This is a genomic window from Streptomyces sp. NPDC007901 (assembly GCF_042959465.1).
Lineage (GTDB): Bacteria > Actinomycetota > Actinomycetes > Streptomycetales > Streptomycetaceae > Streptomyces.
In genome coordinates, this window is record NZ_JBIBKW010000015.1 from 142,508 (window position 1) to 165,909 (window position 23,402).

General features: G+C 70.8%; 17 protein-coding genes. 5 read left to right on the top strand and 12 right to left on the bottom strand.

From position 1 onward, the window contains the following. The first annotated feature begins 126 nt into the window (after window positions 1–126). Window positions 127–2,292: a RecQ family ATP-dependent DNA helicase gene (locus tag ACFZDK_RS38175; RefSeq protein ID WP_390979378.1), complete on the top strand. Its 2,166-nt coding sequence runs from the start codon at window positions 127–129 to the stop codon at window positions 2,290–2,292. Window positions 2,293–2,579: 287 nt separating this feature from the next. Next, the gene (locus ACFZDK_RS38180) at window positions 2,580–3,200 is read left to right on the top strand and encodes a hypothetical protein (protein WP_355726446.1); all 621 of its coding nucleotides are present in this window, start codon (window positions 2,580–2,582) and stop codon (window positions 3,198–3,200) included. A 368-nt stretch (window positions 3,201–3,568) separates the two neighbouring features. Here the strand turns inward: ACFZDK_RS38180 and ACFZDK_RS38185 are convergent, their stop codons facing one another. The 3 genes from ACFZDK_RS38185 to ACFZDK_RS38195 form a co-directional block, all read right to left on the bottom strand. Continuing rightward, the gene (locus tag ACFZDK_RS38185; protein WP_390979381.1) at window positions 3,569–4,195 is read right to left on the bottom strand and encodes a hypothetical protein; all 627 of its coding nucleotides are present in this window, start codon (window positions 4,193–4,195) and stop codon (window positions 3,569–3,571) included. Window positions 4,196–4,263: 68 nt separating this feature from the next. After that, complete coding sequence (locus ACFZDK_RS38190; protein WP_390979383.1) at window positions 4,264–4,965, bottom strand: ribonuclease HII; 702 nt, start codon at window positions 4,963–4,965, stop codon at window positions 4,264–4,266. Between the two features lie 82 nt (window positions 4,966–5,047). Next, on the bottom strand, window positions 5,048–5,671 hold the full coding sequence (locus ACFZDK_RS38195; protein ID WP_390979385.1) for a TetR/AcrR family transcriptional regulator C-terminal ligand-binding domain-containing protein: 624 nt from the start codon (window positions 5,669–5,671) through the stop codon (window positions 5,048–5,050). Window positions 5,672–5,855: 184 nt separating this feature from the next. On the opposite strand from ACFZDK_RS38195, the gene ACFZDK_RS38200 reads away from it, so the two are divergent. Next, the gene (locus ACFZDK_RS38200) at window positions 5,856–7,403 is read left to right on the top strand and encodes a DHA2 family efflux MFS transporter permease subunit (protein WP_390979387.1); all 1,548 of its coding nucleotides are present in this window, start codon (window positions 5,856–5,858) and stop codon (window positions 7,401–7,403) included. Between the two features lie 341 nt (window positions 7,404–7,744). Here ACFZDK_RS38200 and ACFZDK_RS38205 read toward each other — a convergent pair whose 3' ends face one another. The 3 genes from ACFZDK_RS38205 to ACFZDK_RS38215 all read right to left on the bottom strand — a co-directional run bounded on the left by ACFZDK_RS38205 (window position 7,745) and on the right by ACFZDK_RS38215 (window position 10,036). Continuing rightward, window positions 7,745–8,674 carry an ADP-ribosylglycohydrolase family protein gene (locus ACFZDK_RS38205; protein WP_390979389.1) on the bottom strand — a complete coding sequence of 310 codons (930 nt, stop codon included), beginning with the start codon at window positions 8,672–8,674 and terminating at the stop codon, window positions 7,745–7,747. Between the two features lie 10 nt (window positions 8,675–8,684). Continuing rightward, on the bottom strand, window positions 8,685–9,344 hold the full coding sequence (locus ACFZDK_RS38210) for a histidine phosphatase family protein (RefSeq protein WP_355726429.1): 660 nt from the start codon (window positions 9,342–9,344) through the stop codon (window positions 8,685–8,687). A gap of 86 nt (window positions 9,345–9,430) precedes the next feature. After that, entirely contained in the window at window positions 9,431–10,036 is a 606-nt protein-coding gene (locus ACFZDK_RS38215; protein WP_355726427.1) for a YdbC family protein, read from the bottom strand. A gap of 151 nt (window positions 10,037–10,187) precedes the next feature. On the opposite strand from ACFZDK_RS38215, the gene ACFZDK_RS38220 reads away from it, so the two are divergent. Beyond that, entirely contained in the window at window positions 10,188–10,721 is a 534-nt protein-coding gene (locus ACFZDK_RS38220) for a TerD family protein (RefSeq protein ID WP_390979392.1), read from the top strand. Window positions 10,722–10,796: 75 nt separating this feature from the next. Here the strand turns inward: ACFZDK_RS38220 and ACFZDK_RS38225 are convergent, their stop codons facing one another. Together ACFZDK_RS38225 and nrdR are read right to left on the bottom strand one after the other, a co-directional pair. Beyond that, the gene (locus tag ACFZDK_RS38225) at window positions 10,797–13,685 is read right to left on the bottom strand and encodes a vitamin B12-dependent ribonucleotide reductase (RefSeq protein WP_390979394.1); all 2,889 of its coding nucleotides are present in this window, start codon (window positions 13,683–13,685) and stop codon (window positions 10,797–10,799) included. Window positions 13,686–13,848: 163 nt separating this feature from the next. Then, entirely contained in the window at window positions 13,849–14,400 is a 552-nt protein-coding gene (gene nrdR / locus ACFZDK_RS38230; RefSeq protein WP_359210730.1) for a transcriptional regulator NrdR, read from the bottom strand. 504 nt (window positions 14,401–14,904) lie between these two features. Here nrdR and lexA point away from each other — a divergent pair. Beyond that, a complete protein-coding gene (gene lexA / locus ACFZDK_RS38235) occupies window positions 14,905–15,684 on the top strand; it encodes a transcriptional repressor LexA (RefSeq protein WP_133028126.1) in 780 nt (259 codons plus the stop codon). Window positions 15,685–15,834: 150 nt separating this feature from the next. On the opposite strand, the gene ACFZDK_RS38240 is transcribed toward lexA, so the two are convergent. The 4 genes from ACFZDK_RS38240 to ACFZDK_RS38255 form a co-directional block, all read right to left on the bottom strand. After that, complete coding sequence (locus ACFZDK_RS38240; protein WP_390979397.1) at window positions 15,835–17,811, bottom strand: helicase C-terminal domain-containing protein; 1,977 nt, start codon at window positions 17,809–17,811, stop codon at window positions 15,835–15,837. Window positions 17,812–18,014: 203 nt separating this feature from the next. Continuing rightward, complete coding sequence (locus tag ACFZDK_RS38245) at window positions 18,015–18,884, bottom strand: GNAT family N-acetyltransferase (protein WP_390979400.1); 870 nt, start codon at window positions 18,882–18,884, stop codon at window positions 18,015–18,017. 173 nt (window positions 18,885–19,057) lie between these two features. After that, complete coding sequence (locus ACFZDK_RS38250) at window positions 19,058–21,061, bottom strand: IucA/IucC family protein (protein ID WP_390979402.1); 2,004 nt, start codon at window positions 21,059–21,061, stop codon at window positions 19,058–19,060. Between the two features lie 407 nt (window positions 21,062–21,468). Next, window positions 21,469–23,094 carry a diaminobutyrate--2-oxoglutarate transaminase family protein gene (locus ACFZDK_RS38255; protein WP_390979404.1) on the bottom strand — a complete coding sequence of 542 codons (1,626 nt, stop codon included), beginning with the start codon at window positions 23,092–23,094 and terminating at the stop codon, window positions 21,469–21,471. Between the last annotated feature and the right edge of the window lie 308 nt (window positions 23,095–23,402).

The following is a 23,402-nucleotide window of genomic DNA, read 5'->3' on the forward strand; positions in this document are numbered from 1 at the left end:
GACGATCTCGCGGATCTTGTGATTCCGGTTGGGCCTGTGGATAAGTCGAATCAGGGACACGCCAAAGCCGTCCTCCGCCGTCCACAGCCCGCCCGGCTGTCGGTCCCGTCCTGTTGTATGGGACGCATGGAGCACACGAGCAACGCGGAACTCCGGGCACGGGCGGACGCCGTCCTCGCCCGTCTGGTCGGGGACGACACCGGCACGGCCCGGCTGCGCGAGGACCAGTGGCGGGCGATCGAGGCGCTGGTGGCCGACCGGCGCCGGGCCCTGGTCGTCCAGCGCACGGGGTGGGGCAAGTCCGCGGTGTATTTCGTGGCGACCTCGCTGCTGCGCGCCGGCGGCAGCGGCCCGACGGTGATCGTCTCCCCGCTGCTCGCGCTCATGCGCAACCAGGTGGAGGCCGCCGCCCGGGCAGGCATCCACGCCCGCACCATCAACTCCTCCAACACCGAGGACTGGGACGTGATCCAGGCGGAGATCGCGGCCGAGGAGGTCGATGTCCTCCTGGTGTCCCCGGAGCGCCTCAACAACCCCGACTTCCGTGACCAGGTCCTGCCCAAGCTCGCCGCGGCGACCGGACTGCTCGTCGTGGACGAGGCCCACTGCATCTCCGACTGGGGTCACGACTTCCGGCCCGACTACCGGCGGCTGCGCACCATGCTGGCCGACCTGCCGCCGGGCGTGCCGGTGCTGGCGACCACCGCAACGGCCAACGCGCGCGTGACCGCCGACGTGGCCGAGCAACTCGGCACCGGTGGCGCCTCGGACGCGCTGGTGCTGCGTGGCCCGCTGGACCGGGAGAGCCTCAGCCTGAGTGTGCTGCGGCTGCCGGACGCCGCGCACCGTATGGCGTGGCTCGCCGACCACCTGGACGAACTGCCGGGTTCCGGCATCGTCTACACGCTGACCGTGGCCGCCGCCGAGGAGGTCACGGCCTTCCTGCGGCAACGCGGGCACACCGTGGCGTCGTACACGGGGAAGACGGAGAACGCCGACCGGCAGCAGGCCGAGGACGACCTGCTCGGCAACCGGGTCAAGGCGCTGATCGCCACGTCGGCCCTCGGTATGGGCTTCGACAAGCCCGACCTCGGGTTCGTGGTGCACCTGGGTTCGCCCTCCTCCCCCATCGCCTACTACCAGCAGGTGGGCCGTGCCGGGCGCGGTGTCGAGCACGCCGAGGTCCTGCTGCTGCCGGGCCGGGAGGACGAGGCGATCTGGAACTACTTCGCCTCGCTCGCCTTCCCGTCGGAGGACCTGGTGCGCCGCACGTTGGACGTGCTGTCCCGGGCCGACGGCCCCGTGTCGCTGCCCGCGCTGGAGCCGCTGGTGGAGCTGCGCCGCTCCCGGCTGGAGACCATGCTGAAGGTCCTCGACGTGGACGGCGCGGTCAAGCGGGTCAAGGGCGGTTGGATCGCGACCGGGCAGCCGTGGACGTACGACGCCGAGCGGTACGCCTGGGTGGCGCGGCAGCGCGAGGCCGAACAGGAGGCGATGCGCCGGTACACGGCCACGGCGGACTGCCGGATGGAGTTCCTGCAGCGCCAGTTGGACGACGAGGGCGCGAAGCCCTGCGGTCGCTGCGACAACTGCACACGTCCGCGCTTCACGGCGGACACCACCTCGGCCGCGGTGGACGCCGCGCGGGTCGACCTCGGCCGGGCGGGCGTCGAGGTGGAGCCCCGCCGGATGTGGCCGACCGGCCTGCCGGCCATCGGCATCGACCTCAAGGGACGCATTCCGGCCGGTGAACAGGCGTCGGCCGGGCGGGCCTTGGGACGGTTGTCGGACATCGGCTGGGGCAATCGGCTACGACCGCTGCTCGCGCCCCGTACCCCGGACGCGCCCGTGCCGGACGACGTGGCCCGAGCCGTGGTGGAGGTACTGGCCGACTGGGCGAAGGGCCCCGGCGGCTGGGCCCCGGGCGCGGCCGACGCGCAGCCGCGCCCGGTGGGTGTCGTCACCGTCGCCTCGCGCTCCAGGCCCCTGCTGGTCCACTCCCTGGGCGCCCGCATCGCGGAGATCGGCCGACTGCCCCTGCTGGGTTTCGTGGAGTACACGGGCGAGGCGTCCCGGGTGTCGCGCAGCAACAGTGCCCAACGCCTGAAGGCCCTCGACGGTGCGCTGACCGTGCCGCCCGCCCTCGCCGCCGCCCTCGCCGAGGCGCAGGGGCCGGTGCTGCTGGTGGACGACTTCACGGAGACCGGCTGGACTCTGGCGGTCGCGGCGCGCCTGCTCCGGAGGTCCGGAGCGCGGGGGGTGTTGCCGCTGGTCCTGGCCGTTCAGGGCTGATCGTCTGGGTGTTGCCCGACTGCGTACGCCGGGCGCGGCGTACGCACGTGTCGTACGCGAACGTCCCAGGGGTCCCGGATCGCCTCACTGGGTAGGGATATAAGCCACGCACCACCAGATAACAGTCGGTGGCCCCATTTGCTCGTTGCCGCATTCCAGTTCGACAGGAAGAATTGGAGTCCGCTCCCCGCGCGGCTCGGCCGTGATCCGGTTGGGCCTTACTGCGGTGCGCGCTCCCCCGAATCCGATCTCGCCCGCAGTGTGGGCGCGTAGCCGAAGGGAGGAACGTGACCTTCGGATTCGCTCCGTCCTCGGCGGCATCGTTGTCGACGTCCGCGTCCGCCGCTTCCGCCAGCCGTCTGCTCGAGCCCGCGGAGTGGGCCGACGCCGGAATACCGCTGCTGCGCAACCCCCGTGAGGTCGTCAGCGGGCTGCACACCCGCCACCGGCCCCGGCCGGGCACGGCCGTGGTGGCCGTTCTCGACCCCGAGGAACGGCTGTGTGCCAGCGCGTCCTTCGGCCGGCGCTCGGCCCCTGCCGACGGCTGGATGTTCCGCAACACGCTGCTGGCCCAGCTGCGCCGGGTGATCCCGCACGACCTGCGCCGCCGCACCCCGGTGCGGACCGCCGTACTGCTCTACTGCCGCGAGGGGGACGCGCGTTGGACGGAGGAGGACGGCGCCTGGATGTGGGGGCTGCGGGACGCCTGCACACTGCACGGGCTGCGCTGCGGGGCGTACATCACGCTGACGCACGACGGCTGGCAGGTACTCGGCGAGGGCCGCGGCGGACGGCGTCCCAACGCGGACTCGCCTCCGGAACCCTTCGCCCTGTCGGAGGCCCCGCCGCTGTCACCGCGCACCGGGGGCGCCGTCTCCGAGGTGCTGCGTCGCGCGGCCGCGCGCTGAACCCCGGCCCCCGCGAGGGGGCACCCGCCAGGCGCACAACGCCGGGCACGGCACCCTGAAACCGCCGTACGAGGCGCCCGGCGGGGTCTCCCGTCGGCACGGCCACACGGCCGCACGGCACGACAGCACGGCACGGCGGAGGGCGGCCCGCCGTGCGGCCACCCCGCCGGATCCGGCCCGGTACCCGCGTTCCGGATCCTCCGCTGCCGAACGTCCGCAGACCTTCTGCCGAGGGTTTGCCCCACGGCCGCTCCACGCCGGACGGCTGCCACCACCGGCGTGCGGGCACGCCGAAGTCACCACCGTGCCGGTACCGCCGCCGCGGCTCCTTCGATGCCTCCGGGAGTCCCCGAGGCGCCGGAGGTGGCTCAGACGCCCGCGCCCAGCACCGAGTTGATCCGCTGCGGGTCGCCGCAGACGATCAGCAGGGCACCGGCCCTGGAGAGGGCCAGCGGCAGGGCGGTGGCAGCGACAGTGTCGGCACCGCCGTTGACGGCGACGACGACCACGGGGCGGGTCGCGGCACGGGAGGCGACGGCGGCGTCCGTGTAGAAGACGTCGTCGCCCGCGTCGTGCTGCGCCCAGTAGGCGGCTTCGCCGAAGGACAGTTCGTGGTCGGCCCACGGGTGCTGCGCGCCGGTGGTGATCACCAGCACCTCACCCGGGGCCCGGCCCGACTCGAGGAGCAGGTCCACTGCCTCCTCGGCCGCGTCGAGAGCGCTCTCGACGGTGGCCGGGATCAGCTGGATCTGCGGGGCCGCCGCTGCCGCGACGGACACGGCCGGGCCGGACGGGCCTGGCTTGGCCACCTCACGCGGTGTGCGCTGCACCGGCGGCGTGGGCCGCAGAGGGCCGGGACGACCGGGACGCGGCGGGGCCGCGGGGCGGGGGCCGGGTACGGGACGGGGGGTCGGCGCGGTACGGCCACTGGCCGGAGTGGCGCGGGGACCCTGGGCACTCTCGTGAATCTGAGGCTCCTCGGGAATGAGAGGCATGAGCTGATTTTTATCAAACGTTGGTGCAGGTCAGGTGAACCGGGTGGCACAACAGTGCGACTGGAAGGTCAGAAATCGAAGCCGAGCTGTCCCTCGATCTCCGAAGTGCTTCCCTCCGCCCAGCTGCGGGCCTTCTTGAGATGCCGCCACTGGGGCAGCGCATCAAGATACGCCCACGACAACCGGTGGTACGGGGTGGGTCCCCGCTCCTCCAGTGCGGCCTTGTGCACGGGCGACGGGTACCCGGCGTTGTCCGCAAATCCGAAGTCTGCATGGTCGATACCCAGTTCGGCCATCATTTTGTCGCGCTGAACTTTGGCGATCACCGAGGCCGCCGCGACAACCACACACGAACGGTCACCCTTGATGACCGTGCGCACCTGCCAGGGGGCACCGAGGTAGTCGTGCTTCCCGTCGAGAATGACCGCCTCGGGCCGGACCGGCAGGGCCTCCAGCGCGCGGCCCGCCGCGAGCCGCAGCGCGGCCGTCATCCCGAGGTCGTCGATCTCCTCCGGCGAGGCATGGCCCAGGGCGTAGGCGGTGACCCACGTCCGCAGCGCCTCGGCAAGTTCCGTACGCCGCTTGACGGTCAGCAGCTTGGAGTCGGTGAGGCCCTCGGGCGGCCGGCGAAGACCGGTGACCGCGGCACAGACGGTGACGGGCCCGGCCCAGGCGCCGCGCCCCACCTCGTCGACACCGGCAATGATCTTCGCTCCGGTCGTGGCGCGAAGGGAGCGCTCGACGGTGTGAGTAGGCGGTTCGTACGGCATGGCGCCCTTAGGGTACGCCGCACCGATCCCCGAGCGACACCCCGGTCTCCCGGACGGACCAGGGGCGTGCACGGGCGGCGCCTCAGACCCCTCGCGGGGACAGCAGCGGAAGCATCAACTGGTCGACCATCTCTTCGATGTCCCCGTCGCTCCATTCGCTCGCAGAAATCTTGGAGCGGTACATCATCATCGCCGGAATGGCGTCGAGGACATAGCCGTTGGCCGCGTCGGCACGCACGTCTCCCCGCTCTATTCCTCGCGTGACGACCTGGCTCATCAGTCGGGTGGTCGGGCCGACGACCCCCTCGAAGATCACGCCATGGAAGCGCTCGACCTGCATGTGATCGCATTCGTGAATCACTGAGCGCAACGCGAAGCCGGGGCGCGAGAACATCGCGTCGCGGGCCTGCCGACACAGGGCGAGCAGGTCGTCGCGCACGCTCCCGAGGTCGGGGGCCTCCTCCAAACGGGGCAGACCGGCCTGCAGCGCGTCGGCGACCAGGTCCTCCTTGGAGGACCAGCGGCGGTAGACCGCCGCCTTTCCGGTCTGGGCGACGGCGGCGACGCCCTCCATGGTGAGGCCGCTCCAGCCGACGGTACTGAGCATCTCCAGGGCGGCGTCCAGGATCGCGCGCTCCAGAACCGCGCCGCGCCGACGGGGGGTTGCCGTCTGAACCGGACCGGCCGTCGGGCGCGAGGTCACCATCTGAGTCTCTCCAGCGAGCAAGGGGAGGCGGACGTTCCAGGACGGGGCGCACGGGTTGCGCCGACAAGGGGCACGGTATCCGATGCGCGGCAAAGTGAACGCTTGCGTTCACTACTGAGGGCTCACTACGGTTGACGCAGCAGTGAACGCTACCGTTCACTAAATCCTTTGTGGGAGACCCATAGTGACAACCTCTCAACTGTCTCAGGATCAGAAACCCGGTGCGGCCCGCCGGGAGGGGCATCCCGGCATCGCGCTCACCGTCATCGCGGCCTGTCAGCTCATGGTCGTACTCGACGCGACGATTGTGAACATCGCCCTCCCCCATATTCAGGAAGCGCTCGACTTCAGCACCACGGACCTCACCTGGGTGGTCAGCGCCTACACGCTCACCTTCGGCGGTCTGCTGCTCCTCGGCGCGCGGGCCGGCGACATCCTCGGCCGCCGCCGGGTCTTCCTGACCGGCATCCTGCTGTTCACCGTGGCCTCGTTCCTCGGCGGACTCGCGCAGGAACCCTGGCAACTGCTGGCCGCGCGCGCCGTCCAGGGCGTGGGCGGCGCGATCGCGTCGCCGACCTCGCTGGCGCTGATCACCACCACCTTCCCCGAAGGACCCGAGCGGAACCGGGCGTTCGGTGTGTTCGCCGCGGTCTCCGCGGGCGGCGGCGCTCTCGGTCTGCTCTCCGGCGGCCTGCTCACCGACTGGCTCGACTGGCGGTCGGTGTTCTTCGTCAACGTGCCGATCGGCCTGCTGATCGCCGTGCTCACCCCGCAGTACATCAACGAGTCCGAGCGGCAGCCGGGGCGGTTCGACATCGCGGGCGCGCTGGCCTCGACGGCCGGGATGGCATCCCTCGTGTACGGCTTCATCCGCGTCTCGGAACAGGGCTGGCACGACGGTCCGGCCCTCGGCTCCTTCGGCGCCTCGGTGGTCCTGCTCCTGGCTTTCGTCTTCATCGAACGCCGGGCCAGGGAACCGATCACCCCGTTGAAGATGTTCGCCGACCGCAACCGCTCCGGCACCTACGTGATCATGCTGAGCCTGGCCGCCGCGATGTTCGGCATGTTCTTCTACATCGTGCTGTTCGTGCAGAACGTGCTGAGCTACAGCCCGATCAGGGCCGGGCTGGCCTTTCTCCCCATCAGCGTGGCGATCGCCGCCGGCGCCGGGCTGTCGCAGCGGTTCCTGCCCGCCCTGGGACCCAAGCCGTTCATGATCGCCGGAGCGGCGGTCGTGATCGTGGCACTGGTCTGGCTGACCTTCATCAAGCCGGACAGCTCGTATGCGGGCGGCGTGCTGGGGCCCATGCTGGTCTTCGGCTTCGGTATGGGCCTGAACTTCGTGACGGTGACCAGTACGGCGGTCTCCGGGGTCGCGCCGCAGGAGGCGGGCGCGGCGTCCGGGCTGCTGAACGCCATGCAGCAGGTGGGTGGTGCGCTGGGCCTGTCCATCCTGACCACGGTCTTCGGCTCGGCCAGCAAGGACGAGGCGAAGAAGCAGCTGCCGAAGTTCCTCGCCGACGGTTCGCCGGAGCAGAAGGCGGAGTTCGCCAAGTCCCACCAGCTGCCCGCGCCCTGGGGGCACGAGGTGCTCGCGCACGGCATCGCGACCGCGTTCGTGCCCGCCGCCGCGATGGCCGGGGTCGGTCTGCTCACCGCCCTGCTGGTGATCAAGATCAGCAAGAGCGACCTCGAAGCGCTCGCCGGCACGGCCGGCCACGGCATGGGCTGACCCGACCGGATCCCCGCGGAGTCGATGACGGCCGGACCGCTGCCGCCGCTGCCATCGCCGAGGGGCGAACGGCAGCGACAGCGGTCCGGCCACGCGCAGCACGGCGCTCAGCGCCGCGACCACCGTCAGAAGAGCCGATCCCAACCGCACCACCGACACCCACCCCCAGCGACTCCGCGTCTCAACGCCGTCCGCACTCGGACGGAGCGCGGAGCGGATGCCAGGAAAACGCCCGACGGTCACGGAGAGTTCCCATCGGACACGGAGAGTTTCGAAAGCGGCCAGGGGCACTTCAGGACAGGCAGACCGGGCCGGCGCCAGAGAAGACCCCAGGCCGAAGGTCAGCCGCGGACAGCGGTTCCCGTCCCCGTCGGCACCCACTCCGGCAGCGCCTCCGTACGCTCCAGCCACGCCACCGGCGGCGCTCCCGCCTTGCCGCCCGCGAGTACGCCGCCCACGATGGCGCAGGTGGTGTCCACGTCACCGCCCACCTGGGCGGTCGTCCAGAACGCGGTCTCGTAGTCGCCGAGGGAGCGGGCCGCCGACCAGAGGGCGAAGGGGACGGTGTCATGGGCGGTCGTACGCCGTCCGCAGCCGAGGACTGCCGCGACGGTGCCCGCGTCGGCGTAGTCGAGCATGTCCCGGGCGCGTCGCAGGCCCTGGCCGACGGCGCTCTTCGGGACGAGGGAGACGACCCCGTCGAGGAGGGCTCCGGGGCTCGGGGGTCCGCCGGGCGCGGCGGCCAGTGCCGCTGCCGCGGCGACGGCCATGGCACCGACCACCGCCTCACGGTGCTGGTGCGTGGGGTAGGCCGAGATCTCGGCCTGGTGGGTCGCCTGCTCCGGATCGTCCGCGTACCAGGCGCCCAGGGGGGCGATGCGCATCGCCGCGCCGTTGCCCCATGACCCCTGCCCGTTGAAGAGCCCGGCGGCCAGCTCGCGCCAGTCGCCACCCTCCCGGACGAGGCGGAGCAGCCGGTTGACGGCGGGGCCGTAGCCCCGGTCGAAGTCGTGGTGCGCGGCGAAGGAGCGGGCCAGCGCGTCCTGGTCGATGCGGTGGTGGGCGGCGAGGACGGCGACGACGGAGCCGGCCATCTCCGTGTCGTCTGTCCACTGCCAGGGGGCCGGTGGCAGCTCGCGCCGCTTCAGCAGCGGGTAGTTCACCGGTACGAAGAACTGCGAGCCCAGCGCGTCGCCGACGGCGAGTCCGCGCAGGCTGGCCAGGGCGCGGTCCAGGCGCCCGGGGGTCGAGGAGTCGAAGGAGAAGGTCATCGCGGCCAGCCTAGCCGCTCATCCAGTTCGGCTCCGGGTCCCGCCAGCGGTCGAAGGGCTGGTCGAGGGTGTACTTGCCGTCGTCCCCGAGAACGAGCATCCGCATCTCGGCGTTCCCGGGATTGGAGAGCGACTCGAAGTCCGCGACCGTCCAGTGGAACCAGCGCATGCAGAACAGCCGCATTGCCAGGCCGTGGGTCACCAGGAGCACGTTGGGCGGATGGTCCGGCGCCTCGAAGCTGCGGAACAGGCTCTCCAGGAAGCCTCCGACGCGGTCGTAGACGTCGGCACCCGACTCGCCCTGGGGGAACCGGAAGAAGAAGTGCCCGTAGGCGTCCCGGTACGTCTTCTGCAGGCGTACGTCGTCGCGGTCCTGCCAGTTTCCCCAGTCCTGTTCGCGCAGCCGGGGCTCCTCGCGCACGCGTATGAGGTCCGGGTCGAGGTGGAAGGCGCGGAGGGTCTCGTGCGTACGGCGGTACGGGGAGACGTACACGCTGACGCGCTCCTGGCCGAAGATCTCCCGGATGCGCTTTCCGGTCTCCTCGGCCTGCCGCCAGCCCCGCTCGGTGAGAGCCAGCGAGTGGTCGGGTTCCCGCTCATACACGGAGTCGTCGACATTGCCGGTTGACTCGCCGTGCCGGACAAGGACGATGCGCCGTGGTCGTGCCATGCCAAAACCCTAGATCGAGTGACGAAAAATCGAGCACTTGGATGGGCCCCATACAGCGCACATCACATACATCACGGGTTGGATATTCAAACGATCCAGCTCGGTTCCAGCTCCACGATGTCCCCCGTGAGCGCCGCGATGTCGGCCTCTGTCTGGGCACGCAGTGCCAGCCGCTCCACCCGTTCCGTGCGGTACTTGCCGTGTTCGGCTGCCGACCGCCACATCGAGAGGATCATGAACTCGTGCTCGGGAGCCTCCGCGAACATGCCGCGGATCATGCCGGGCGAGCCGGCCATCGCGGGGTTCCAGACCTTCTCCTGCATCAGCGTGAAGTGCTCGACGCGCTCCTCGTGCACGCGACAGAGGGCCACCCGGACCAGGTCGCTGTCCGTGAACCGCGGTTCGAAACCGGTCTTCACGTCGAAACGGTACTCGAACAGCTTGACCTGCTGATCCTTGTAGGTGCCCGACTGGGACGCGGCCAGACGGTCGTGCGAACGCGCCATGAAGGAGTCGTAGAAGGCACGGCTCTCCCAGAAGGCGAAGATGTGCGCCACTCCCGGCCGCTGCCGACTCCAGCCCCCGCCCTGTCCCCGAAATCCCGGCTCCCCCAGAAGCCCCGCCCATTTTCGCTGCGCCCGCTCGAAGCCCCGGCGGTCCACCACGGTGCAGCGAATCCACTTGACCAGCACCGCGCCATCGTAAGGCCACGGGGCGTGGCGCCGGTCACGCTCCGGCCGAGATCACCCGCGCATGCGCCCCCGCGCGCGTGGCACGATGGACAAAGAGCGTGGACAACCCAACAGTTGGGGCAGTGGACCTCTAGGGGGAAGGGGACGCGTGGTGAGCGGTTTCAGCAAGGCGATCCGGAAGGTCGAGGTCGCGGTGAAGTGGGATCCCAGCCCGTCCGGACAGCCGCCCACCGATCTCGACATCGTCGCCGGGACGTTCACGGGGGCCGACCCGTACGGAACTCCGGCCTATCTGGTGCACTTCGACAGCCGCTCGCCCGACGGCACCATCTTTCTCAACCGGGACAGCCAGGACGGCAAGGGCTTCGGCTGGGACGAGGTGATGACGCTCGAACTCGACCGCCTCGACGGCCGCTACACGCGCGTGGTCGTCGGAGTCGTCATCCAACAGCGCTCCGCGCACCGGACGTTCGTGAATGTCCTGAACCCTGAGCTGCGCGTCCGGGAGGGCTACAACGTGCTGGCCCAGGACGACTTCGGCTCGGTCCTCGGAGCGACGGCGGCCGCCATCGCGGAGTTCGTGCGCGACGCGGCCGGCGACTGGAGCTTCCGCCCCGGCCTGCACGGCTTCGAGGACGATCCGGTCGTCTTCCACCGGTCCATGGGCGCCCTCGGCCGCCCCTGACGGCGAACACGACAACGCGCAAAGGTAAGGGGCGCCGGTATGGACCGGCGCCCCTTACCTCACTTCACCGACTCGTCAGCTGCAGCCGCTGGTCGAGCCGCAGCCCTCGCAGATGTAGCAGGAACCGGCCCGCTGCATCTTCGTACCGCAGGAGAAGCAGAGCGGGGCGTCGGCCTGGATGCCCAGCTGCATCTCCACCAGCTCGGCGCTGGTGTGGGCCTGCTTCGGGGCGGGCTTGACCACCTCGGGCTTCGGGATGGCGACGGCCTTCAGCTCCTGAGCGCGCGGCGCCGACTGGGCCAGGCCCTCGACGTCGACCTCGTCCTCGGCCGCCTCGTACGAACCCGTCTCCAGGTGGCGCTGACGCTCCTCGGCGGAGTGGATGCCGAGCGCGGAGCGCGTCTCGAAGGGCAGGAAGTCCAGCGCCAGGCGGCGGAAGATGTAGTCGACGATCGACTGCGCCATCCGCACGTCCGGGTCGTCCGTCATACCGGCCGGCTCGAAACGCATGTTGGTGAACTTCGAGACGTACGTCTCCAGCGGCACGCCGTACTGGAGGCCGACGGAGACCGCGATCGAGAAGGCGTCCATCATGCCCGCGAGGGTGGAACCCTGCTTGGACATCTTCAGGAAGACCTCGCCCAGGCCGTCGTCCGGGTAGGAGTTGGCCGTCATGTAGCCCTCGGCACCGCCGACGGTGAAGGACGTGGTGATGCCGGGACGACCCTTCGGGAGGCGCTTGCGGACCGGGCGGTACTCGATGACCTTCTCGACCGTCTCGCGGATGGTCGCCTCGGCCTTCTCGGCGACCTCCTCCTTCTCCTTCTCCTTGGTCTTGGCGGAGAGGGGCTGGCCGACCTTGCAGTTGTCGCGGTAGATCGCGAGCGCCTTGACGCCGAGCTTCCAGGCCTCGAAGTAGATCTCCTCGACCTCCTCGACGGTCGCCGTCTCCGGCATGTTGACCGTCTTGGAGATGGCACCGGAGATCCACGGCTGGATCGCCGCCATCATGCGGACGTGGCCCATCGGGGAGATGGCGCGCTCGCCCATGGCGCAGTCGAAGACCTCGTAGTGCTCCTGCTTCAGGCCGGGAGCGTCGATCACGTTGCCGTTCTCGGCGATGTGGGCGACGATCGCCTCGATCTGCTCCTCCTGGTAGCCCAGGCGGCGCAGGGCCTGCGGGACCGTGCCGTTGACGATCTGCATCGAGCCGCCGCCGACCAGCTTCTTGAACTTGACCAGGGCGAGGTCCGGCTCGACGCCGGTGGTGTCGCAGGACATCGCGAGACCGATGGTGCCGGTCGGGGCGAGGACCGACGCCTGGGAGTTACGGAAACCGTTCTTCTCACCGAGGCGGAGCACGTCCTGCCAGGCCTCCGTGGCGGCGGCCCAGACCGGGGTGTCCAGGTCGTCCATGCGGACGGCCGTGGTGTTGGCGTCGGCGTGCTGCTTCATGACGCGGTTGTGGGCGTCGGCGTTGCGGGCGTAGCCGTCGTACGGGCCGACGACCGCGGCGAGCTCCGAGGAGCGCTTGTACGCCGTGCCGGTCATCAGGGAGGTGATGGCGCCGGCGAGGGCGCGGCCGCCGTCGGAGTCGTAGGCGTGGCCGGTCGCCATCAGCAGGGCGCCGAGGTTGGCGTAGCCGATGCCGAGCTGGCGGAAGGCGCGGGTGTTCTCGCCGATCTTCTGGGTCGGGAAGTCCGCGAAGCAGATCGAGATGTCCATCGCGGTGATGACCAGCTCGACGACCTTGGCGAAGCGCTCGACCTCGAAGGACTGGTGGCCCTTGCCGTCGTCCTTGAGGAACTTCATGAGGTTCAGCGAGGCGAGGTTGCAGGACGTGTTGTCCAGGTGCATGTACTCGCTGCAGGGGTTCGAGCCGTTGATCCGGCCGGACTCCGGGCAGGTGTGCCAGTGGTTGATCGTGTCGTCGTACTGGATGCCCGGGTCGGCGCAGGCCCAGGCGGCCTCGGCCATCTTGCGGAAGAGGGACTTGGCCCCGATCTCCTCGATGACCTCGCCGGTCATGCGGGCGCGCAGACCGAACTGTCCGCCCTGCTCGACCGCCTTCATGAACTCGTCGTTCACGCGGACCGAGTTGTTGGCGTTCTGGTACTGGACGGACGTGATGTCGTCGCCGCCCAGGTCCATGTCGAAGCCCGCGTCGCGCAGCGCGCGGATCTTCTCCTCTTCCTTGACCTTGGTCTCGATGAAGTCCTCGATGTCGGGGTGGTCGACGTCGAGGATGACCATCTTGGCGGCGCGGCGGGTGGCACCGCCGGACTTGATGGTGCCGGCCGAGGCGTCGGCGCCGCGCATGAAGGAGACGGGGCCGGAGGCGTTGCCACCGGAGGAGAGCAGCTCCTTGGAGGAGCGGATCCGGGAGAGGTTCAGGCCGGCACCGGAGCCGCCCTTGAAGATCATGCCCTCTTCCTTGTACCAGTCGAGGATCGACTCCATGGAGTCGTCGACGGACAGGATGAAGCAGGCGGAGACCTGCTGGGGCTGCGGGGTGCCCACGTTGAACCACACGGGGCTGTTGAAGCTGAAGATCTGGTGCAGGAGGGCGTACGCCAGCTCATGCTCGAAGATCTCGGCGTCGGCGGGCGTCGCGAAGTACTTGTAGTCCTCGCCGGCCTTCCGGTACGTCTTCACGATGCGGTCGATCAGCTGCTTGAGGCCGGTCTCGCGCTGCGGGGTGCCGACGGCACCGCGGAAGTACTTGCTGGTGACGATGTTGACCGCGTTCACCGACCAGAAGTCGGGGAACTCGACGCCACGCTGCTCGAAGTTGATCGAGCCGTCGCGCCAGTTGGTCATGACGACGTCACGGCGCTCCCAGCTCACCTCGTCGTACGGGTGTACGCCGGGGGTGGTGTGGATGCGCTCGATGCGCAGCCCCTTGGTGGCCTTCGTTCCCTTCGCGCGGGAACTCCGTGCCGGGCCGCTCGCCGTCTCTGTCATGCCGCCTCCCTCTACGGGCAAAAACGCCCTGAAATGCCACGATGTTCCCGTGGCACGCTGTTCTGTTTGCGCGTCGCGGGCACGCTGAGCCGCCCCCGCAACAAGTCCTGGATCGCCGTCCGACAACCGGATCCGGGGCCTCCGCCCGGTTCCGGTCCGCCTGTCAGCCGGCGATATGGACGGGCGCGGGCACCCGAGTGGTTCCGCCCGGCCCGTGATCGTCCTCCTGGCTCCCCGCTCCCGCGTCTTCGTCGTCCGCGACGGGGTCCTGCGCCGCCTGCCTGAGCTCCGCGATCGCCGCCTCGAAGTCCTCGAGCGAGTCGAACGCCCGGTAGACGGAGGCGAATCGCAGGTAGGCGACGAGGTCGAGCTCCTGCAACGGACCGAGTATGGCCAGCCCCACGTCGTGGGTGGTCAGCTCGGCGCTTCCGGTGGCCCGCACCGCCTCCTCGACCCGCTGGCCGAGCTGGGCGAGTGCGTCCTCGGTGACAGGTCGCCCCTGGCATGCCTTGCGCACGCCGTTGATGACCTTGGTACGGCTGAATGGCTCGGTGACTCCGGACCGCTTGACCACCATGAGCGAGCACGTCTCCACGGTCGTGAAACGACGGGAGCAGTCCGGACACTGGCGGCGCCTGCGGATCGACGTGCCGTCGTCGGTCGTACGACTGTCGACCACGCGGCTGTCGGGGTGCCTGCAGAAGGGGCAGTGCATGATCTCCAACCCTCCTCACAGCAGACTCAATGGCTTCGCCGGGCCACATGGGCCCCTCGAAGCAGCCCCAAGCATAGGCGATCTCAGAAGCCCGAGAGACCCAGGGGAACACAACTTGTGGGCTGCTGTAGCAATCCAACCACTAGATGTGGTGATTGGCTGATACATCGCCAGGTTGCGCGTGTCGCACACATACCGCTACGGCGGATACGGAGATACGGTGGGCGCCGCACGGAGGTCGCGTGCGACTCCGGCGCAGATGGGGACGTCAGTCCCGGTCGACGGCGGTCCGGATGGCAGACTGGGCACACCCACAAGGCCATCAGCCCGGCGGTGAAGAGTACAACAATGGGCCCTTTTGCCCGCCGGGTACCGCGTAAGCCATACACCCAGACATGTGATCGCGTGCGGTGAATCGCGTTTTTTCACTCGAACGTGTGTTTGGCGCAACCTTTCGAAAGCAACTACCGTTGTCCAGCAGGGAGACCATCGAGAGGGGCCGACGTGACCACGACCGCAGACAGTGCCACCATCACCGCCCAGGACCGCTCCCAGGGCCGACTCGACCCGGTGCATGCCATGAACGAAGCCGTGAATCCCGAGGGACACAAGCGCTCCCTACCGGGCCGACCTCCAGGCATCCGGGCCGACAGCTCGGGCCTGACCGACCGGCAACGCCGGGTGATCGAGGTGATCCGGGATTCGGTGCAGCGGCGGGGCTACCCGCCGTCGATGCGGGAGATCGGCCAGGCCGTCGGCCTGTCGAGCACTTCCTCCGTGGCGCACCAGCTGATGGCACTGGAACGCAAGGGCTTCCTGCGCCGCGACCCGCACCGCCCGCGCGCGTACGAGGTGCGCGGCTCCGACCAGGCCGTGACCGTGCAGCCCACGGACACCGCCGGCAAGCCCGCCGCGTCGTACGTCCCGCTGGTCGGCCGGATCGCCGCCGGTGGGCCGATCCTCGCCGAGGAGTCGGTCGAGGACGTCTTCCCGCTGCCCCGGCAGCTGGTCGGCGACGGCGAGCTGTTCGTGCTGAAGGTCGTCGGTGACTCCATGATCGAGGCCGCGATCTGCGACGGCGACTGGGTCACCGTCCGCCGCCAGCCGGTCGCCGAGAACGGCGACATCGTCGCCGCCATGCTCGACGGCGAGGCCACGGTCAAGCGTTTCAAGCGCGAGGACGGCCATGTGTGGCTCCTTCCTCACAACGCGGCCTACGAGCCGATCCCCGGCGACGACGCGACCATCCTGGGCAAGGTCGTCGCGGTACTGCGGCGCGTGTGACGCCTGCGGCGGGCGATCATCTCGCCCGCCCTCCGATCGGGCCCCGGGACCCCTGCGCCGGTTCCGGGGTCTTGTACTGTCCGGACCCCGCAGACCGCCTGCCACGGATCTCGGGTTGGCCTGGCCGACGTCGGCCAGGCCAACCCGAGATCACTGCGCCTCCGCCTGCCGCGCCGCCGCGTCGATCGCCGCCAGCGACTTCCGGACCTGATTACGGTCCGTGGTGTACCAGAAGTCGGGCAGTGACGTCTTGAGATACCCGCCGTACCGCGCGGTGGCCAGCCGCTGATCGAGGACGGCGACCACGCCCCGGTCCCCCGACGCCCGGACCAGCCGGCCGGCGCCCTGGGCCATCAGCAGCGCGGCATGAGTGGCGGCGACCGCCATGAAGCCGTTGCCACCGGCGTCCTCGACCGCCTTCTGCCGGGCGCTCATCAGCGGGTCGTCCGGGCGCGGGAACGGGATCTTGTCCATGACGACCAGTTGGCAGCTGGGGCCGGGGACATCCACGCCCTGCCACAGCGACAGCGTGCCGAACAGACAGGTCTTCGGGTCGGCCGCGAAGTTCTTGATCAGCTCACCGAGGGTCTCCTCGCCCTGCAGGAGTATCGGGAACTCGGGGATCCGGACCCGCAGTTCCTCAGCGGCCTGCTGGGCACCCCGCATCGAGGAGAAGAGACCGAGGGTGCGGCCGCCGGCGGCCTGGATCAGTTCGGTCAGTTCGTCGAGCATGTCGGCGCGGTCGCCGTCCCGCGCGGGGCGGGACAGGTGCTTGGCGACATAGAGGATGCCCTGCTTCGGGTAGTCGAAGGGGGATCCGACGTCGACGCCCTTCCACTGCGGGAGGTCCTCGCCCTCCGTGCCCTCCGGGGCGAGGCCCAGGGAGGCACCGACGCCGTTGAAGTCGCCGCCGAGCTTGAGGGTCGCCGAGGTGAGGACGACCGAGCGGTCCGCGAAGAGCTTCTCCCTGAGCAGGCCCGACACGGACATCGGCGCGACACGGACGGAGGCGCCGAACCGATCGTGACGCTCGTACCAGACGACGTCCCACTCGGAGCCGTTCACGATCCGCTCGGCCACGTCGTGCACGGTCTCCACGGAGGCCAGCGCCTGCTTGCGGACCGCGTCCTCGTCCTGGACGGACTTGTCGCGGGTGGTGCCGATCGCGGAGATAACGGTGCGGGCGGCGTCCCGCAGGGCCGCCAGCGCATAGCCGAGATCCTCCGGGATCTCCTCCAGACGGCCCGGCAGAGCCAGCTCCATCAGCCGCTCGAAGCCCTCGGCGGCGGTCTGGAGCTGATCGGCGGCCTTCTCGTCGATCAGCTTGGCGGCGCGCCGGACGGCGCGGTTGACCTGGCCCGGGGTGAGCTCGCCGGTGGCGACACCGGTGACCCGCGAGACCAGCTCGTGCGCCTCGTCCACGATCAGCACCTCGTGCTGCGGGAGGACCGGGGCGCCCTCGATGGCATCGATGGCGAGCAGGGCGTGGTTGGTGACGACCACCTCGGCGAGCTTCGCGCGCTCACGGGCCATCTCGGCGAAGCACTCCGGGCCGTAGGCGCACTTGGACGCGCCGAGGCACTCCCGGGAGGAGACCGACACCTGCGCCCAGGCCTTGTCGGAGACGCCCGGGGTGAGGTCGTCGCGGTCGCCGCTCTCGGTCTCGTCGGCCCAGTCCCGCAGCCGCAGCAGGTCCTGGCCCAGTTTGCTGGTGGGCGCGGCCGCCTCGAACTGGTCGAAGAGGCCCTCCTCCTCGTCCTGCGGGACGCCCTCGTGCAGGCGGTGCAGACACAGATAGTTCGACCTGCCCTTGAGCATCGCGAACTCCGGGCGCCGGCGCAGCAGCGGGTGCAGGGCGTCGACGGTGCGGGGCAGGTCCCGCTCCACGAGCTGTCTCTGCAGGGCGAGGGTCGCCGTCGCCACGACGACCCGCTCCCCGTGGGCGAGCGCGGGCACCAGATAGCCGAGCGACTTTCCGGTGCCGGTGCCGGCCTGGACCAGCAGATGGGATCCGTCGTCGATCGCTCCGGCGACCGATTCGGCCATGGTCACCTGGCCGGGGCGCTCCGTACCGCCGACAGCTGTGACAGCGGCATGCAGGAGTTCAGGGAGTGAGGGCTTCGTCATAGCGCGACCACCCTACGACCCGGCACTGACAATCGGGCGATCAAGGCGGGGACGAGGGGTGGGATCACGCCGGGGCTCCTGGGCGGACGGGCGAAGGGGGAGAAGGGCAGGCCGGAGACCGGGCCGGTCCGAATTCTTCCGGACGGCCGGGAACTTGATCGGTCGCCGCTTCGTACTACATGTGTACGCACAATCACTCAGCGCTACATCAGATGACGTAGGGACCGGTCTCGGATCATGAGGGCGGCCCGTTTGGCGGGCAGGTCGACCTCGGCGGCGTAGCGGTAGCCGGCGTTGAGGAAGGCGGCCACGGAGGGGGTGTTGTGAAGATCGGGCTCCGCGACGACGCGCGCACAGGCGGGACGGCGGTCGAGTACGAGATCGGCCACGGCTCTGAGCAGGGCGGATCCCAGTCCCCGTCGCCGGTCGGCGACATCGCCGATGAGGAGGTGGATCCCGGTGTCGTGCGGGCGGGCCGGATAGTGGCGGGCGAGCGGGTCCAGGTCGGCCCGGTAGATCTCCCAGTAGCTCATCGGGGTGCCGTCGAGCAGGCCCAGACACGGCACGCTGCGCCCGTCTCCCGCGAGTTGGGCGCGCAGATGGTCCTCGGTCTGCGTCAGTGAGCCGGCCAGTTGCCAGAACGCGGCCACGGCGGGGTCGTTCATCCAGCGGCTGATGACCGGCAGGTCGCGTTCGATGCGGACCGGCTGGAGCCGGAAGAGGCCGACGGGGGTCCGGGTGGGGCCCCAGGTCCCGACCTGGTCGAGCAGGTCGACCGTGTCGAGTGCACCGGGCGTATCGGGTGCGTCGGGTGCGTCGAAGGGACCGATCGGGGGGTGGGCGAGGGTCTCGGTGGCGGGGGCGGCCGTCCCACCGATGTCGGCGTCGGGTGCCTGCCCGGCGAAGAGGGCGCGGAGTTCGGAGGGAAGGCGGAGGTCCAGGGTGTCCTCGCCGTCCCGGACGTCCTCGGCGGGTCCGGGGTGGCCGGAGCGGCCGGGATGGACAGGGTGCACGGGGTGCACGGGGTGGACCGGGACGGGGCCTGCGTCGGCGCTCGCGTCGGTGGGAGGCACGGTGCGCTCCTCTCAGGAGACGAGGTGAGTCATGTTCCTCGGTCGGTGGATGAAGGGCGGTGCGGGATGGGCGGTGCGAGATAGGCAGTGCGGGAAGTGTGGTGCGAGATGGGCAGTGCGGTAGGGGGCCGGTGGTGAGTGGGTCGGTCCGGGCGTCGGTGGGATCGGAAGGGTCAGGAGTGGAGCGGGTTGGTGATGGTGACGTAGACGGACTGGGTGTCGACCGGGCCGACGAGTTCGTCGAGGCCGTGCAGCCGGGTCAGCAGGTTGGCCTTGCAGCGCAGGACGGGTGAGTCGAGCAGGCGGCCGGGCAGGGCGGAGCGCAGCCGGGCGGGACCGGAGGCCGCGTCGGTGAGGAACCGGCGGAACGCCGCGAGCAGCAGGTGTTCGTCGGCGAGCCGTTGGGAGCCGAACGCGCCGATCAGACCGAGCACGTTGTTGATGCCGAGGTAGTAGGCGAAGCGTTCGTCGGTGACCTCGTCGGAGACGAAGGTGTCGCTGTGCTCGCCGATGCCGGGCAGCCGGGCGTCGAGGTCGGCCCGCCGGGACTCCCGGAAGTAGTAGCCCTGGTTGTCGCGGTAGCGTCCGCCTGCAGGCCAGCCCTCGGCGTCCAGCAGGAGCAGGGTGTTCTGCTGGTGCGCCTCCAGGGCGATGCCGGCCTCGCCGTCGAGCCAGAGCACCGGGCGGACGACCTGCTCCAGGTAGCGCAGGAACCACTCGGCACCGACGGCGTCGACGGGTCGGCCGGTGCGTTCGGCCAGCCGGGCGAGCAGCATCGCGAGCCGTGACCGGTTCGGCCGGGGCCTGCCGGGCGCCGCCGGGGCGTCGAGGGGCCGGGGTGTGACCAGCCCGGCGACGCAGGACACGTCGTCGGCCGGGGTGAACGGGTTGTGCCGGATCACCACGTCGAGCCCGGGCACGGGGCGGCCGTCCTGGCCGTCGACGGCCAGCCAGGCGGGGTCACGGACGATGTCGAAGCCTGGGTGGGCGGCCTGCCAGTGCTTGCCGAGGCCGGTGCGGAGCAGGCGGTGCACCTCGACGCCCCGGTGGAGTTCCTTGCGGAGGTTCTCCCGGCGGGAGTTGGTGATGCGCAGGCCCAGCGACAGTTTGAGCATGGCGGGGGCGCCGGTGCGGTGGACGGTTCGGACGGAGGAGGTGGGATGCCAGGGGGCGCCGAGCGGGCCCAGGTCCCGGAGGAGCCCGGCGTCGAGAAGGGCGGCCGTCTCCTCACGGTGGCGGATCTCGCGGGCCTGCCAGGGGTGCAGGGGCAGGGCGGCGGCGTAGCCGTCAGGCAGGGGTAGCGGCAGGGCCGTGCCGACCAGGCGTTCCACGAGGTCCGGCGCGGGGACGGGGCGGCCGCGCTCGGTCCAGGCCGAGTCTGTGGCGAGAAGGGAGGAAGCGACAGCCATCCAGTGCAGACGGAACGAGCCGCGCAGCTCCGGTGAGTAGAGCCGGGCTTCGGAGTCGGTGAGTCCCTCGCGGCTCTTCGGGGTCGGGTGCAGCGGGTGCCCGAGGAGGAGTGCCTGCTCGGCGGCGAGGAAGCGGTCGGGGCCGTCGGCGGGGTGGGCACGCCGGTCCGCGACGAAGGTGACCGTACGGCGCAGGGAGTCGGCGACCCGGGCCACGAGATCGCCGTCGTCTGCGGTGAATCGGGCGGCCGGCATCACATCGGCGGGGGCGGCGGGGACGGGTTCGGCGACGCCAGGGGGGCTGTCGGCGGGACCAGGGCTGGCGTCGGCTCCGGCGCCCCCGGCCCCGGCTCCGGCCGCCGTCTCACGGGTGAGCAGGGCGGCGAGGGTGACGGCGTCGACCGGTGGTGCGGTGTGGGGGGCGTTGGCCAGGCGGGGTGGGCCGAAGCGGTGCCAGCCGGTCGGGGACCAGTGGCGGACCGGGGTGAGCAGGGCCGCGCCGCTGGCGGCCAGCGGGATGCGGAGGGTGCCGGTGTCGGGCGCGGGGAGGTTCGTCTCGCGTACCCAGCAGCGGAGCAGGTTCTCCACGGCGGCGGATTGGGCCGCGGTGTGGGGATCGGGGTGTTCCAGGAGGTCCCCGATGTCGTCGCGGGGGCTCTCGGACGAGGAGGTACGGCCGCGTTGCTGGGGAACCGACTCGGCGAGCGGAACGGGGCGTCCCTGTGGGCCTTGGTCTCCGTGGTCGTCCGGGGTGGGGGTGGCGTTCAAGGGGGTTCCTCGGGGCTCGGGCGGTGCGGGTTCGTCGTCGTGCCGGGCGAACGGGGCTGGTCGGGAGATGAGAGGTGGGTGGAGTGCAGTCGGTCCGGAGGATCTGGGGAGGGCGGGATGCGGATGAAGGCGGTCGGGGCGAGTCGGCCGATTCGCCCGGGTCGGGTCAGGTCAGGGCGGGTCTGGGGCGCGGGGGGGGCGGCTGGCCACCGGTCTGCTCCTGGTGTTCGGCGGATGGCCAGTGCCTTCCGGACCGTCCGGCGGGCCGGTTGCCTCTCGGTGCTTGTGGCGCGCCCCGGCCCTCCGGCTGCTCCGGGCGACCGGTCCGCCTCGGAGGCGTCACCCGCGTCGGGCGGCCGGACCTTCCCGGATGCGTCGGAGGCGTCGGCCGTTCCCGGATGCGTCGGCTACCCAGCCGGCTCCTCGCGGCCGTCCGGGCGTCGGCGTCGGACGCCGTGGGCGGCCGGGTCGCGGGCCACTGCGGCGATGGCGTCGGCGAGGCGGTCCAGGACGGCGGTCGCCTGTTCGTCGGTGATGGTCAGCGGCGGCAGGAGTCGTACGACACCGGCGTGGCGGCCGCCGAGTTCGACGATCAGGCCCCGTTCCAGGCAGGCGCGCTGCACGGCGGAGGCCAGTTCGGGAGCGGCGGGGTGGGGCCCGGATCCGGCCGCACCGTCCGGCCAGGCGGCGTTCGCCTCGGCACCCGGCCTCCCCGCCGAACCGGCCGCGCTGTCCCGGCTGCCGGCGCACACCGCGTCACCCGCCGTCTCTGCCGAACCGGCCGCACCACCCCGCCGGCCGACGCACACCACGTCACCCGGCATCCCGGTCAGACCGGCCGCGGAATCGCCGAGTCCCGGGGCCGCCCCCCGCCCCGTACGGCCGTCTCCCTCGGGATCCACCAGTTCCACGCCGATCATCAGTCCCCGGCCCCGCACGTCCCCCACGCAGGCGAACTCGCACTGGAGGGTGCGGAGTTGCGTGAGCATGCGGGAGCCGAGGAGGCGCGCGCGTTCGGCGAGGGCGTTCTCGCGGACGTGGGCGAGGGTGGCCGTGCCGGCGGCCATGGCGAGTTGGTTGCCCCGGAAGGTGCCGGCGTGGGCGCCGGGTTCCCAGACGTCGAGGTCGTCGCGGTAGACGACGACGGCGAGGGGGAGGCTGCCGCCGATGGCCTTGGAGAGGACCATCACGTCGGGGGTGACTCCGCTGTGTTCGACGGCCCAGAAGGCGCCGGTCCTGCCCACCCCGGTCTGGACCTCGTCGGCGATGAGGGGAATGGACCGGTCGGCGGTGAGCCGGCGCATCCGGCGGAGCCAGTCGTCGGGTGCGGGGATGACCCCGCCTTCGCCCTGGACGGGTTCGAGGATCATCCCGGCGGGCAGGGGGACGCCGGACTTGGGGTCGTCGAGGACGGACTCGGTCCAGCGGGCGGCGAGTTCGGCGCCGCGCGGGCCACCGACGCCGAACGGGCAGCGGTAGTCCTGGGGGTAGGGCAGCCGGGCGACGCGGACGTCACCGGCTCCGCCGGAGGCCGCCAGGGCGCCTGTGGTCATCCCGTGGTAGGCGCCGGTGAAGGCGAGGATGCCGGTGCGGCCGGTCGCGGCCCGGACGAGTGTGAAGGCGGCCTCGACGGCGTCGGTGCCGGCGGGCCCGCAGAACTGGACGCGCGCGCGGTCGGCGAGGCCGGGTGGCAGGGTGCGGAACAGTTCGGTGATGAAGGCGTCCTTGACGGGGGTCGCCAGGTCGAGGACGGAGAGCGGGGCTCCGGAGTCGAGGACCTTGCGGATGGCCTCCAGCACGACGGGGTGGTTGTGCCCGAGCGCGAGGGTGCCGGCGCCGGAGAGACAGTCCAGGTAACGGCGGCCGTCGGCGCCCTCGATGGTCAGGCCGCGGGCCCGCACCGGCACGATGGGGAGGGCGCGCGCGTAGGTGCGGGCGCGCGATTCGCGTGCGGACTGGCGTCTCAGGATCCCCTCGTGCGCCGTGTGCGCTCCCCCGGACGTCTCCCCGGTCACCGACTCCGTCACGGCCACGGCTCGCTGTCCTCCCCGCTGTCCAGAGGCGAGTTGATCGGCGGGCACCGGGCACAGGCAGCGGGCACCCCACCGCTACCAACCCCGGACCGTCCGGCGGGTTACGGGTGGCTTCAAGATCCTTGCCACGTCCTTGCCGCGCCCTTGTCACGTCCGTGCCCTTCGCGCCCCACCCGTCGTTCGGCCCGCCGGACGAGGGCCCGCCCCCCGACAAAATCCCCCAGCCATGTCTTGACATGCGGAGAAAGCAATTCGTAGCTTGGCTCAGCATTTAGATCCGTGATTTCAGTTCATGGATATGACCGAAA